General features: G+C 31.5%; 7 protein-coding genes. 4 read left to right on the top strand and 3 right to left on the bottom strand.

Annotation, left to right across the window (positions count from 1 at the left end; translation table 11 throughout):
- The 3 genes from GXK57_RS08970 (at position 1) to GXK57_RS08960 (ending at position 11,850) form a co-directional block, all read left to right on the top strand.
- Positions 1–1,227 (top strand): 4Fe-4S cluster-binding domain-containing protein, encoded by a 1,227-nt coding sequence (locus GXK57_RS08970; protein ID WP_160674603.1) that lies wholly within the window; start codon positions 1–3, stop codon positions 1,225–1,227.
- A 12-nt stretch (positions 1,228–1,239) separates the two neighbouring features.
- Complete coding sequence (locus GXK57_RS08965; RefSeq protein WP_160674600.1) at positions 1,240–2,892, top strand: ABC transporter ATP-binding protein; 1,653 nt, start codon at positions 1,240–1,242, stop codon at positions 2,890–2,892.
- Positions 2,893–3,282: 390 nt separating this feature from the next.
- A complete protein-coding gene (locus tag GXK57_RS08960; protein WP_160674597.1) occupies positions 3,283–11,850 on the top strand; it encodes a glucoamylase family protein in 8,568 nt (2,855 codons plus the stop codon).
- A 101-nt stretch (positions 11,851–11,951) separates the two neighbouring features.
- Here GXK57_RS08960 and GXK57_RS08955 read toward each other — a convergent pair whose 3' ends face one another.
- On the bottom strand, positions 11,952–12,167 hold the full coding sequence (locus tag GXK57_RS08955) for a hypothetical protein (RefSeq protein WP_160674594.1): 216 nt from the start codon (positions 12,165–12,167) through the stop codon (positions 11,952–11,954).
- Between the two features lie 414 nt (positions 12,168–12,581).
- Between GXK57_RS08955 and GXK57_RS08950 the strand changes: the two genes are divergently transcribed.
- Positions 12,582–12,965 (top strand): desulfoferrodoxin, encoded by a 384-nt coding sequence (locus tag GXK57_RS08950; RefSeq protein WP_160674591.1) that lies wholly within the window; start codon positions 12,582–12,584, stop codon positions 12,963–12,965.
- Positions 12,966–13,361: 396 nt separating this feature from the next.
- On the opposite strand, the gene GXK57_RS08945 is transcribed toward GXK57_RS08950, so the two are convergent.
- Positions 13,362–13,967 (bottom strand): hypothetical protein, encoded by a 606-nt coding sequence (locus GXK57_RS08945; RefSeq protein ID WP_160674588.1) that lies wholly within the window; start codon positions 13,965–13,967, stop codon positions 13,362–13,364.
- 242 nt (positions 13,968–14,209) lie between these two features.
- Complete coding sequence (locus GXK57_RS08940) at positions 14,210–15,223, bottom strand: 6-bladed beta-propeller (RefSeq protein WP_160674585.1); 1,014 nt, start codon at positions 15,221–15,223, stop codon at positions 14,210–14,212.
- Between the last annotated feature and the right edge of the window lie 136 nt (positions 15,224–15,359).

Below are 15,359 nucleotides of genomic sequence, written 5' to 3'. Positions count from 1 at the left end.
ATGAAATCATTTTTTCATTTGAATGAATATTGTCAGTATGTAGAAGGTGACAATGGTATACTCATTTATGATTTAAATAACCAAAAGATATATTCTTTTGATATGCTTAATAGTAAGATAATAAAAATGTTTTATAAGGGGGAAAGTTTAAAGGATATCACAGGAATATATGGAGTAGATGTAGTAAATGAATTAATCGATAAGCTTCAATGTAAAGGGTTAGGTGAATATACTGATACTAAATTTTATATCGAGCCTTACAGAGTAGGAAAAATAAAGAAACTTCAAGTTGAACATACTAATATTTTAAATACTTGCTTTATAGAATTACCTTGTAAGTGCACTGTAAATTGTGGTCTTTGTAATAAATCAGTGTACAAGTCTTGCGAAACATGTTCTTTGCCAAGTAAAGTATCCGATACAATGGATATGGGGTTTTATAAGAGCATTATAGATACAATTTCTCCATTAAATTTTAATATAATTATTTTTCATGGAGGAGATCCGTTAGTTTTATGGTCACAATTGCAGGAGTTATTAGAATATACACGTGCTAATGTAGCAGATAAAACCAGAATTATACTAAAGACCAACGGTGCACTGATTAATTTGGATATATCAAAATTTCTTATAGAATATAAGGTTAATCCAGTAATAGTATTCCACTTCGATAAAGACTTTGAAATGGGGATTAATGATAAGTTATCTCAATTAAGTACTGTTATAGATTTTTTTGTAGAGAGTAAAGTTAATATTTTTGCCAACATACTTATATCTAGAGATTATGAAAATAGAATTAATGAAATTTGTAAGATGCTAATTGATGAAAAGTTTAGTTCGGTTTCAATTAGTGTTATTATTAATGATTCTCATGAATCTCAATATATAATTGATAGTAGAATAGATACAAGAGCATTATTGGATTTTTATCATACTAAAGAATATAATTTATGCTTGGGAGGAATGGTAGCAATATCTAGTGACAAAAAGGTATTACCTTGCCCTAGCATGAAAAAGCATAAAATTGTAGATTTAACTACATGTAATCTTTTAAATAGCTTTGAATCAAATGAGGGGCTAGATAAGTTTTGGAAGTTTACCTTAGATAAAATTAGCAACTGTAGCAATTGTAAATTTAGATATTCATGTGTTGATTGTAGAGCTATAGAAGAAGAACTTACTGGAGATTTATATGGTAAAGCGCTTTGTGAATGCCTACCAACATAAAGGAGTTAAAATATGAAGAAAATCATATTTACATTTAAATTTATAAGGCCATATATAATAAAGTTTAAATTGTTGTTTTTTATAATTCTTACTTTTACAGTTATGACTTCTTTAATTAATTTAGCTATGCCAAAATTATTTCAACACATACTAGATAATGGGGTAATAGCATCTAATAAAAAGAATGTTGTTATATTAGGTTCTATAATATTAGCATTGTATATTTTAAATTCAATAATAAGCTATTTTAGTAACATACTCTACAATAAAATATCAATTAATTTTATAGCTAGTTTAAAGAAAGATGTTTGCCAACATGTACTCAGTTTACCAATAACATTTTTTGATGAAAATCAGACCGGATATCTTATTTCCCGACTGGATGAAATTGATTCTATATCAATAATATTTTCATCAGTGATATTTAATTTCATTACAAGTACACTCACAACCATTGGAGCAATAATTGTATTGATAAATAAGAGTGTTCCTTTATTACTTGCTACATTAGCATTTGGGATCCCTTTCTACCTTATATCAAGATATTCAATGAGTGCTATAAGTAATCACTCACTTGAAATAATGGAAATGCAGGCTAAGACTAATGGACAGCTACAAGAAAGTTTTCAAGGTATATTCGATATAAAGCAAACTAATGCAGAAGAAAAAAATTCGCAATCAATATCTGACTTGATTAGTGCAACTGCTAAGAAATTATTTGTTAGAAGCAAACTTTCTTCATTAGGTAGTGAAGGGATTATCTTAGTACTAAATTTGGCATCTACTGTTTTGACAATTCTCGTTGCTATCTATATCATCAACGGTTCTTTATCAATAGGCTCTTTTGTATCACTAACAAAATATTCAATGTTAATATATGCTCCAATACAGCAATTATCAGTTTTCAGTATAACAATACAGCCCGGAATTGTTGCATTAGAGAGAGTAAATAGTATTTTAAATATTGATTGTGAAAAAAGTATTTCTAACTCTAGTGTAGAAGAAATTAATTCTATAAGACTAGTAGATTTATCGTTTAAATATAATTTTACTGACAGTATTATTAATAATGTAAATCTAACATTAAATTGTGGAGATAATATAGTCATTACCGGACCGAATGGAAGTGGAAAATCTACTCTAGCAAAATTAATCTTGGGATTTTATGATTCATATGCTGGAAGTATTTTTATAAACGACAAAGAACTAAGGACCTTGAATAAAAAGTCGTTAAGAAATAAAATATCAATAGTCTCTCAAAAAATATTCTTATTTTCAGGGACAATAGAAGAAAATATAAAATTAGGAGACTCTAACATATCTGATAGTGACTTGAATAGCTTATGTGATATATTTAAAGATAATCTATTTGAATCTGAGTTTAGAAATTCGTTTAAAATAATAGATGGAGGTAAAAATTTATCTGGAGGACAAATACAGAAGATTGCCATAGCTAGGGCGATCTTAAGAAAACCAGATATAATAATATTTGATGAAGCTTCATCTAATATTGATTCTGTTGCTAAAGAATTTTTAAATTCAATAATTTCAACTGTATTTGAAGAAAAAATTTGCATAATAATTACTCATGATGCTAGTATAATAAATTCTACATTAAATAATAAAGTCTTCAGAATAGAAGATAAAAGATTGGTACAATTATAATTGTCTTAGTGAGGAAGCGTTTTAAAATAAATCAAGATGGTCTAAAGTAATTATAGGTATATATAAGGGATAGATGCTACAAAAACTATTATTGTTTTTGTAGTATTTTTTTGTTCTAAAATAGCAAAAAACTTTTTAACATTTCTTTAGCTCTCAACATATCAAGAGAAAATAAAGCTTTATATGATTAAGTTAATACATCTTTGTATATTTGACTATAGGCTATACAAAAATTTTGTGGTAAATATAGTATCCTCCTATAATAAGTGGGCTAAAGCCTTATACATCAATGCTTTGAGGCTGTTAAAAAAAAATAAGGGACAACCACTATAATTATTCTATAATTGGAAAAAATAAAATGTACACTATAGAGAGGGAAGGATAATACTCATGAATATACTTGATTCAGTTAACTGCAGAAGGAGAATAATGTATTCTCTAAAAGAAAGTTATAATAGAATACTAGAAAATTATCAATATATCAATCAGCAAGTAAAAGAAAATAAGGATATAGTAGGAGCTGCAGAATGGCTACTAGATAATATTTATGTTATAGAAAAAGAGTATAAGACTATAAAACTAAATATGCCATGGGGTTACTTTGAAAATCTTCCTTTAGTAAATGGAGAGGAGTCTTGTCCTAAGGTTTACCTTTTAGCAAAGGAAATCTTGAAGTCAAATGATGGGAAAATCGAAGAGAATGATACCATAAACTTTTTAAGAGGCTGTGATGAGAGAGAGTATATAACCTTAGGAGAACTATGGGCTTTTCCGTTGATGTTAAGAGTTGGGTTAATTGAAGGAATAGCTACCGTTACAGATAAACTTGCTTATATTCAAAAGGAAAAGCAAGCTGGTGAAGAACTAGCTTATAGAATAATAGATAGTAGCAATAAAGAAAGTTTAGAAAAAACCATTGCTGACATAGCAAAAAGTGATGAGAAGTTCTCTATTGAAATGGGAGAAAAACTTTTTAGAGTTCTTAGAGATAATTCTATAGATAACGATGAGCTTTATAAAACCTTAGCTAAGAAGGTAACAAAGGAAGAAAAATTTGAGGATGCCATAACTGGAGAGTTTATAAGGGAAAACAAATTGCAGCTTTCTATGGGCAACTATATAACCTCACTAAGAACCATTGACGCTATAAGTTGGAAGTATGTTTTTGACAGCGTATCAAGAATAGAAAAACTTCTAAGTGAAGATCCAGAAGGTACTTATAGCTTAATGGATTTTGATTCTAAGGATTTTTATAGGCATAAGGTTGAAGAAATAAGCAGAATGACTTCTAAAGATGAATGGAAGGTAGTAGAAGAAGCTTTAAAATTGTGTAATTCTGCTGGGCCTTTGGAGGAAGACAGGTATAAAGCCCATGTAGGTTATTATTTATTAGATGATGGGCAAAAGGATTTAGAGAGGAGTATAGGTAGATTTAGAAAGAAGAAGTTTATAACTCCAGCTAATTTCATTTTATATCAGATATTTCTAGTGATTTTATTTGAAATTATTATAGTATCCTTAGTTTACTTAGCTGATCCTAATATGTCCAATGCTGAACTTATTACTGGAGCTTTGGTAGTACTTTTACCACTTTCAGAAGTTGTTGTTGGCATATTGAATTGGAGTGTTACTAAGTTATATAAACCGGATTTTCTGCCTAAGCTAAACTTTGAAGAAGAGGGGATACCAGAACAGTGCAGAACCTTGGTGGTTATACCTGCTATATTTAACAACCCTCATAAGGTAAAAGAACTTATGGATTCTTTAGAGGTGTATTATATTGCTAACAAGGATGATAATTTATACTTTGCCTTGTTAGGTGATTTAGGAGATTCTAAAGATGAGGAAGAAGAAAAGGATGAAGATATAAATTATATAGGTACAAAAACGGCGGAAATCTTAAATGATAAGTATTATAGTGGAAGGGAACAGCACTTCTTTTTCTTTAACAGAAAAAGAGTTTTTAATGAAAAAGATAAGGTCTGGATGGGCTGGGAGAGAAAAAGAGGAAAGCTTATGGAGTTCATGTCTTTATTAAGGCATGATACAGATACAACCTACAATGTAATTAGCGGAAATATTGATGAGCTTAGAAAGGCAAAATATCTAATAACACTAGACGCAGATACCATACTTCCTATGTCAGCAGGTAAAAAGTTAGTGGGTGCTATGGCCCATGTTCTTAACAATGCAGTTGTTAGTGAGGATAACAAGGTTATAAGAGGCTATGGAATAATGCAGCCTAAGGTTGATATGAAAATAGAGGCATCAGAAAAAACAATATTTACTCAGATATTTGCAGGAGATGGAGGTATAGATGTTTACTCTAGTGCAGCATCTGACTCCTATCAGGATTTATTTAAAGAAGGCATATTCACAGGAAAAGGCATCATAAATATAGACGCCTTTTACAATATATTAAAGAATGAAATACCTGAGAATACTGTGCTGAGCCATGATTTACTTGAGGGTTCTTATACTAGATGCGCTCTAGTTAGTGATATAAACGTTGTGGATGGATATCCAGCTTCCTATAAGGCTAGCAGCATGAGATCTCATAGATGGGTAAGAGGGGATTGGCAGATAATTCCATGGCTGTTTAGCAGAAAGTTAAAATTATTGTCTAGATGGCAGATATTTGACAATCTAAGAAGAAGCTTAGTAGCACCCTGGATTGTAATAAGTTTATTTATAACAATATTAGCGCTTAAAAACGGAGAGATGTGGGACATTTTTTCTTTGCTAGGTGTAATATCCCTTGCAGCATTTGCCTTTACTGATATGCTGATTACTCCTAAATATAAGAAAAAAGATATTTTAAGAAGTTTAAAACAAGTGTTACTTACAATAACTTTTTTACCAAACCAATGTGTGCTTATGTTGGATGCCATAGGCAGGACATTATATAGAACAACTATTTCAAAGAAAAACTTATTACAGTGGCAGACTTCTGCAGATGTTGAGGCAGCCTGCAGCAAAGATTTATATAGCTATTTTAAGTATATGTGGGCTTCATCTGTTATTGGTTTATTATACTTAATAGCCACTTTCAACAAGTCAATATCCCTAGGAAGTACCAACTTGATCATTTCTGTCCTATGGATTATAAGCCCAATAATTGCTTATTTGATAAGCAAAGAAGATAGGAATGTAAGCACCACATTTAAGGATATATCAGAGAAAGATAAGTTGCTTATTAGAACCTTGAGTAGAAGGACTTGGGCTTATTATGAGGACTTTGTAAATGAAGAAAATAACTATCTAGCTCCAGATAACTTTCAAGAGGACCCTAATAATGGGGTAGCTTTTAGAACATCTCCTACTAATATGGCAATGGGACTCATGTCCAACGTAGTTGCAAGAGATATGGGCTACTCTACTTTATTTGACCTAGTAGAAAGAATAGAGAAAATCCTTAATAGCATGGATAAACTAGATAAGTTTCATGGCCATTTTTTAAACTGGTATGACACAAGAACAAGAAATCCATTATGGCCTAGATATGTATCTACTGTAGATAGCGGAAACTTAGTTGGCTATTTGTGGGTTATTGAGGAAGCTCTAAATGAGTATCTAAGAAAGCCATTAATTTCTGATAATCAAAGAATAGCTCTTATTGATACAATGAGTATAATAGAAGAAGAGTTAAAAGAAGAAGTACTATTTAAGCTTGAAAAAGAAACTATACTTAGTGAAGACATGAGTATAAGAAATTATGTTGGTATACTAAAACAGATTGTAGAAAAGTGTTTAGATATTGAGTTTCAACATAAGCAAAAAGAGTTATATTGGGTCAATAAATTAAAAAGAGAAGCTATAATGAAGTTGGCTGAGATTGGAGAAGTATCAGAATTTGATGATGAAGCTGTAGCAAATGACAGCAGTATGCTTGATGAAATAGATAAATTGTTGTTGAAGGTACCAGTTATAAGCTTAGCCACTTCATTGGGGGATATAGCTTACAAGGAAGCTAAAGATGTAGCTAAAACTACCAAAGCAGAATGCAGGATAAAAAATGAGTCAATATTAAGTTTAGTTAGAAGAATTAACACCATAATCGGAAGACTAGACATTATGGCTTCTGAAACAGACTTTAAAGTCTTGTACAATAGCCATAGGAAGATATTCTCTATAGGATATGACATGGAGAGTAATACTTTGGGAGATAACTGTTATGACTTGTTAGCATCAGAAGCAAGAGCAGCATCTTTCATAGCCATTGCTAAAGGCGATGTAGAGTATGATCATTGGTTTAAGCTAGGAAGAGCTATAACTACTGCCTTTGGAACTAAGAGTCTTGTTTCTTGGAGTGGAACAATGTTTGAATACTTCATGCCAGCATTAATAATGAAAAACTATGAAGGTACTCTATGGGATATGACTTATAATTCAGTGATTGAAGCTCAAAAGATTTATGCTCATAAAAGGGGAATTCCTTGGGGCATATCAGAATCAGCCTTTTATCACTTTGATGTTGCTATGAACTATCAATATAAAGCCTTTGGAGTTCCAGGAATAGGTCTAAAAAGAGGTTTGGTAGACGAACTTGTGGTATCTCCATATTCTACAGTTATGGCATTAAGTTTTGCTCCTTTATCTTCAATAGAAAACATGAATAACTTAATAAATAAGGGCATGGTAGGAAGATATGGATTTTATGAAGCTATAGATTTTACTGAGGAAAGAATAACTAGAGGTAAGAAAGAATCAACGGTAAAATGTTTCATGGTACATCACCAAGGTATGAGTTTAATGTCTTTGGATAACTTTGCAAACAATAATATACTGCAAGAAAGATTCCATAAGCTACCTCAAGTTAAAGCCTTTGAATTACTTCTTCAAGAAAAACAAGGATATCATGAAATATTTACTAGAAAGCAAGAGTTTGATTTGCCAGAAATAAAGACAGAACAAGAAGCTCTTATAGTAAGAGAGTATTCTTCTATAACTGAGAATCCAGAGGTACTGCTTTTATCAAATGGATCATATTCAACAATTCTTACTAATAGCGGAAGTAGTCTTAGCAAGAAGGGTGAAATGACTATAAATAGATGGAAGTCTGATACAACTGATGAAGGTGGAGGTATACTATTTTACATAAAGAATTTGAATAGTAATGAATATTGGAGCCCAGCCTACGAACCATGTAGAGTTATGGGAGATGACGAGTTAGTGCAATTTACTTTAGATAAGGCTTTATTTAAAAGAACTTTTGGAAACATTGAAAGTTCAATGGAAGTCTGCGTGTCTTCTCAATATGATGCTGAGGTAAGAAAAATAACTTTAAAGAATAATTCGGAAAGTGAAAGAAGTATTGAGATAACAAGTTATATGGAAGTGACCTTAGCTCCATTTAGTGCTGACGTAGTGCATCCAACCTTCTCAAACTTATTCATTACAACTGAATATGATGAAGAAAATAGATGTATTATAGCAAAGAGAAGACCTAGAGCTAAAGGGCAAAAGCAAAATCATCTAATTCAAAAGATTGTAAGTGATGGTGATATTATTGGGTCAGTATCCTATGATACTTCTAGAGTAAACTTTATCGGAAGAAATAGAAGTCTTAGAGCTCCAAGAGCTATGGATAATGACGCTGCTTTGACCAATAGTATAGGCATAGTTTTAGATCCTATTATAGCTATGAGAGTTATGGTAAAAATACCTCCTAGAGAAAAAGTATCTTTGTCTTATGTAACTATAGCAGCTGACAGCAGAGAAGAAGTTATGAAGATTGCAAACAGATATACAGATAATAGTTCCGCGGAAAGAGCATTTATAGGTGCAACTCAGCAGGTTGCTTTGGAAATGAAGTATCTTGCTATAAAGTCTTTCCAAGCAAATATGTTCCAATCTTTAGCTGCTAATATGCTATTTTTAACCTCTTATAGAAGAGAAAATGAACAGTATATAAAAAATCTTAATAAGCATCAAAGGGATTTATGGCCATACGGAATTTCAGGAGATCTTCCAATATTGATGCTTGTAATAAAAGAAGAAGCTGATATGGACCTTTTAAGACAGGTTATAAATCTGCATTATTATTGGAGGAGCAAGGGATTAAAATCAGACTTGGTTATCTATAATGATGAGGAGACCTCCTACGATCTACCGGTTCAAAAAAATATAATAGAACAAGTCAATACTTCTCAATCAAGAGATTATTGGAATAAACCAGGTGGAATATATCTTCACAGTAAGAGCACCTTAGGCGAAGATATGAGAGATTTGTTAATAGGTATAGCTAAGCTTGTTATTAGTTCTGATAAAGGAACTTTGCTTAATCAGATGAAGAAGTGGGAAGAAAAGGATAAGAAGGTGAGAGCCGATATATTGTTGAGACATAAAGAACTTCAAGGCTATGATCTTCCAAGAAGAGAAACCATACTTAGAGAAGTTAGCAAAAATAATTTATCTAATGATAAAAGTAATGTTAAGTATAGTGAATTTGTAAACTCAGAAGAAGTTACCAATTATGCTTACGACGTACAGGAATTAGATTACTTTAATGGATATGGAGGCTTTAAGAAGGATGGTAGTGGATATGTGGTTGTGCTAAATGACCATAGAGATACCCCAGCGCCTTGGATAAATGTAATTTCAAATGGTAACTTTGGATTCCATGTATCTGAAAGTGGATCTTCATATACTTGGATAGGCAATTCAAGAGAAAATAAGATAACACCTTGGAACAACGACTGGGTAATGGATGCATCTACTGAAGGGCTTTATCTAAGGGATGATGTAAATGAAGAAATATGGAGCATAACACCTAAACCTTTAAGAGATACTGGAGAATATGTTATAGAGCATGGATTTGGCTATTCTACCTTTAGTCATGATTACCACGGCATAAAAGGAAAAACTACTATGTTTTGTTCTATGGAAGATAATATAAAGCTCTTAAAGATAGAACTTGAGAATAATGGAGAAGATGATAGAACCATATCTCTATACTACTATGCTCAGTTGGTGTTAGGAGTTGTTCCTCAACAATCTGCTCAATATATATCTACATATATTAGTGATATAGATATGGCTAGTAGTGCTACTGATGAAGCTTCTGGTAATAAGGCTAAAAATGAAAGATTCATATGGGCATCCAATCCATATTCCGCAAGCTTTGGAGCCTATAAGAGTTACCTTAAGTTTTATGGAGGTCAAGAAGAGAGTTTTACTGGAGACAGAAGTGAGTTCTTAGGAAGGAATGAAGGTTTGGGATATCCAAGTGCTTTAAGGCTTGAAAAACTATCTGATACTGTAGGCGGTGGCTTCGATCCATGTTTAGGAGCTCAAACTAAGGTTGTATTAAAACCAAATAAGAAAAAGACTATAATACTAATGCTAGGCGCCGAAGAGAGCTTAGAAGGCATAGAAACTGTGATAAATAAATATAGTAGTTTCAGAGCAGTGGACGATACCTTAGAAAATGTCAAGAAATACTGGCAAAGCTTCTTAGGAACTATTAAAATAAAAACTCCTGATAAGTCTATGGATTATATGGTAAACGGATGGCTTATGTATCAAACTATGAGCTGCAGATACTGGGCTAGAACAGCATTCTATCAATCTGGTGGAGCTTATGGATATAGAGATCAGCTTCAAGACTCTCTGTCCTTAGGTGTATTGAACAATGAGATTACAAGAAATCAAATATTAAGAAGTGCCTCAAGACAATATGAAGAAGGTGATGTTCAACATTGGTGGCATCCTGTAGTAAATAGCGGTATAAGAACTAGGTTCAGTGATGACTTACTATGGCTACCATATGTTGTTTCTAAGTATATAAAACTTTCTGGAGACTATAGCATATTAGATGAAGAAGCACACTTCCTTTATGATGAGCCTCTAAAGGAAGGCGAAGATGAGAGATACTCAGATAGATTTGAATCCAGAACCTCAGGAACTGTATATGAACACTGTATTAGAGCTATTAATAAATCCTTGAAGTATGGTGAACATAACATACCTCTAATGGGCAGCGGTGACTGGAATGACGGAATGAGTACTGTAGGTAATGAAGGAAAAGGTGAAAGTGTATGGCTTGGTTGGTTCTTATATGAAATACTAGGGGATTTCTTAGATATAACAGGTTATAAAAAGGATAAGATAAATACAGATATTTTTGTCTACAATAGAGAGTTCATATTAGAAAACTTAGAGAAGAATGCCTGGGATGGTGGCTGGTATAGAAGAGCATACTTTGATGATGGAACTCCATTAGGATCTAAGGAAAATGATGAATGTAGAATAGACTCCTTAGCACAAAGCTGGGCAGCTATAACCGGCGGAGGAAGACCTGAAAGAGTTAAGGAAGCTATGGAGGCCATCGATACCAACTTAGTAAGAGAAGATAAAGGTATAATACTTCTTTTAAACCCACCATTTTATAATTCTAAGTTAGAGCCAGGATATATTAAAGGTTATGTACCTGGAGTAAGAGAAAATGGAGGACAGTACACTCATGCTGCAGTTTGGGTTATTGTAGCTTTAGCAAAGATGGGAATGGGTAATAAAGCTTGGCAGTATTTTAATATGATAAACCCTATAAATCACAGTTCCTCTGAACTTTCTAGCAAGACCTATAAAGTAGAGCCATATGTTATGGCCGCAGATGTATATTTGCAAGAACCTCATGGAGGAAGAGGTGGCTGGAGCTGGTATACTGGCGCATCTGGATGGATGTATAAAGCTGCAGTAGAATATATACTAGGTTTTAACTCTCATTATGGTAAAGGCTTTACAATTAATCCAGTTGTACCGACTAACTGGAAGCAATACGAGATAGAATATAACAAAGACAACATGTACTATCATATAGTTGTAAGCCAGGACTTAAAGGAGATTAATAAAGCTGGAGCTGATATTTCTAAGGTAATAATACTAGATGGTAATCCATTAGATGATGAAGTGGTTCCATTCCTAGAAGGAAACCATGAAGTTGAAGTTCATATATAAGATTCAAATTAAAAAGAATTCACTAAAGAATATATACTCTTTAGTGAATTCTTTTTTACATATAAAAGACGCTAATGAAATTTACATTAGCGTCTTTTTCCTTATTTTTCATCGTCAGTATCATCATCTTCATATAGAGATTGATCAGTATAATCAAACTCCATGTAAGATATATTATTAACCACAATAGGATCTGTTTTGGGATTAGGTAATTTTGTATAGGTGTTTCCTGATTTTGAAAGCGAGATTAAGTCATGACCTTCAGGTGAATACCAGTCTCTTTCATCAGGTAGATAAGGTTTTTCTTTATCAGACATAAGCATCACTCCTTCAATCTTTAGTATGTCAAATACCTAGAGTTTTACTCTTAGCTTAAATATTTATAATAGAAGACATATAAATGGTTTGCATTGTAAAACTTATCCATGAAGTCTATAATGTATATAGATGGCTATTTTTATTGGGATTTAAAAGATTATTTTAGCGATATCTTTATGAAGAATTACAAGATATCGAAGTAGTATGTCTGTTCAGAGGAATAGATAATGAAGTTCTATAAAATTTAAGAATACTAGCAAAAATTTTAATTATTATTGGTACCAATTTTATTCATATATTTCATTTTGAACTGGTACATTTTTATAGGACAACCTGTGAACATATTTTATACCCTTATAAAATATAAATAATAAGTAGATTAAGTCATCAAATGTTAAATAGGAGGAGTTAATATGACAGAAGCAAATCAAGTATATAAGTGTGAAATATGTGGTAACATCGTAGAGGTAGTAAACAAGGCTGGTGGAACTTTAGCTTGCTGCGGTCAGCCAATGACATTAAAGAAAGAAAATACAACTGATGGTGCTAAAGAAAAGCATGTTCCAGTAGTAGAAGCCGTTGAAGGTGGCGTATTAGTTAAGGTTGGAGAGGTTGCGCATCCTATGACTGAAGAGCACTTAATTCAATGGGTAGAAGTAGTTACTGAAACAACAGTACTTAGAAAGAACTTTAAAGCTGGAGACAAGCCAGAAGCTTTCTTTAAGCTAGGAGAAGAAAAGGTTGTAGCAGTAAGAGAATACTGCAACTTACATGGACTTTGGAAGGTAGAACTATAATTCGAAGTATATATGTGTTTATGAAAGAAGCAAGAGATTGCTTCTTTTTTTATGCCAATTTGACAGTTTTAAAGTAAGCGAAAGTAATAATTTAATTTTGGATAACATTTTCTGAAAATATTATAGTAGAAGATGCAAAACATAAGGGAAAGTAAAGAGATAAAATAAGATGGCAAAAATCTCTAAGATCCTGATAGAATCAATAAATTCTTAACTTCTTATATTTATAACATGTTAAAAATATAAGAAGTTAAGAATTTCAATAAAACAAATATATACCATAGAAGTGTTAGCGATGTCTTATGTAATATACAAAAAAATACATATAAGTATACTTCAAGCATGTAAATTTTACTTTATTCATAGAGTAATATTTTCTATATAATAAAGTAAAGCTTAATTGAGTTCTCCTAATGATATTAGGACCCATTTATCTCCGAATTTGGATACAAGCCCAAAGCTAGTGTAGACATTTTTTGCTTCAGTATCATTCTTTTTTTCATCATCAGTTATTTCAGCTACATATGAATAGGCTTCATGTTCTTCATTATTATAATTGTAGCTTTTGCTAACCTTATGAACTATCTTAACGTCTCTTCCTTTTGAGTATTCATCAGTTTCAATAATAGTTTTAGAGTAAGAATCAAGCTCTTCCTTCTTTTCTTTTTTCAAATCTTTCAAGTAATAAGATAGAGTTATATCATTATCATTTGATATAGTTTTAGGTGTATGTGTATGTGCTGAAATTAGAGCATTAGTAAATACCTCATCCGGATTGGCAGAATTTATATCAGAATAGCTTTTAGCTCCTTGATTTTCAGCTATGCTTTTATCTTTGTTATTTTTATCTGACTCAGTATTATTCTTATCTGTAGATGATTTAGAAACTTTATTGTCGGCTTGTTTATTATTAGAGCACCCAACAGAGAATCCAACTGATACTAATAATATTAATAAAATCATATTAGCGCTTATTTTCTTTAAACCTAGTAATTTTAACAAAATAATCCCTCCTAAATATTTGTTTTTTATATATTTTGAAATATTCCCCAGCTTAGTCTTTCAAGACTTGTGCACTTTTCATACAAACTACTTTCAGTAATTATTTTATATAGTATTGATTAATTTTCAAGGTTATTAAAAATTTCTATTTTAAGTCATGATAATACCATATAATTGTTTTTTACTGGATTGAATGCTCTGATTATGCTACATATGAGTTATTAGTGATGTTTTTGTAATTATTATCTTGTTTTTATATATTTTACAATATAATCACCGTAGAAAGAGCAACTATAAACATTTTTAGAAGAATCTACAGTCAAATCTACTGTTGCGTCAGCAGTGTTAAATACTGAAATAAGTTTTCCATTGGGATCAAACTTAATAATATTTTGGCCAATCATAAACTGTACATAAACATTACTATCTATATCTACAGCAATTGTAAAATCCTCGAGGCTGTCAAAATTTACTCCTGCAAATTTAAATTGCGATATAAAATTGCCACTAGAATCAAATTTCTGGATTCTTTTATGATTATCTACAACATAAATGATACCAGATTTATCAATAGCTAATGATGATGGACTATTAAATTGACCATCTCCATCTCCTTGAGAACCAAATTTTGATATGAAAGTACCATCTGACTTAAATTTCTGTACATTATTGTTTGCACTGTCTGTTATATAGATATTATCAGATGAATCAATTGCAAAGCTATGTAATTGACTAACTTGTCCATTGTTTGCACTTTCGATTCCAAAGCTTAATAAGTGCCTACCATCTAAAGTGTACTTATGAATTTTTCTATTTTCACAATCTAAAATATATAGATTGCCTGAACTATCAATAAGTAGTTTATCTGGAGTTACTTCATTTGTTTGAAATTTAGAGATAAAGTTTCCTTCTGAATCAAAAATCTGTATTCTTTTATTATTACGATCACCAACATAAATCTTACCAGATGAGTCTATAGCTGGATTGCTTATTCCATCGAATTTACCATCTTCGCTTCCGTGATTCCCCCAAGCTTTAAATTTATCATATTTTTCATATTTGGAGCTATCTGATTTCTGGGAGTCTGAGGTTGGATTTTTATCAGCGCTTTGATTAGAAGTTTTTAATGTTGTATTACTTGCTTTTGTATCTTTCTTAACTGCATTATTATCCTTTGTACCACACCCACTTATAAAAATTGATAAAGTCACAGAAGTAAATAATAAAGTTGTTCTTTTAAAAACATTTGATTTCATTAAAGGCCTCCTAAATATTTTAATAAGTTAAAGTTAATATAGATTCATATTGTTTCTATATCAGCAAGGCTTGATAGAACTGTTCTAGGAAAGATTAAATTATAAGTGTTTTTATAGAACACTTGGCTATTGAAAG

The organism is Clostridium sp. C8-1-8, assembly GCF_009928445.1.
In the GTDB taxonomy this organism is placed as follows: Bacteria; Bacillota; Clostridia; order Clostridiales; family Clostridiaceae; genus Clostridium_AR.
The sequence above is the reverse complement of the archived record's forward strand: the minus strand, read 5'-3'. Positions and strand labels throughout refer to the sequence as shown.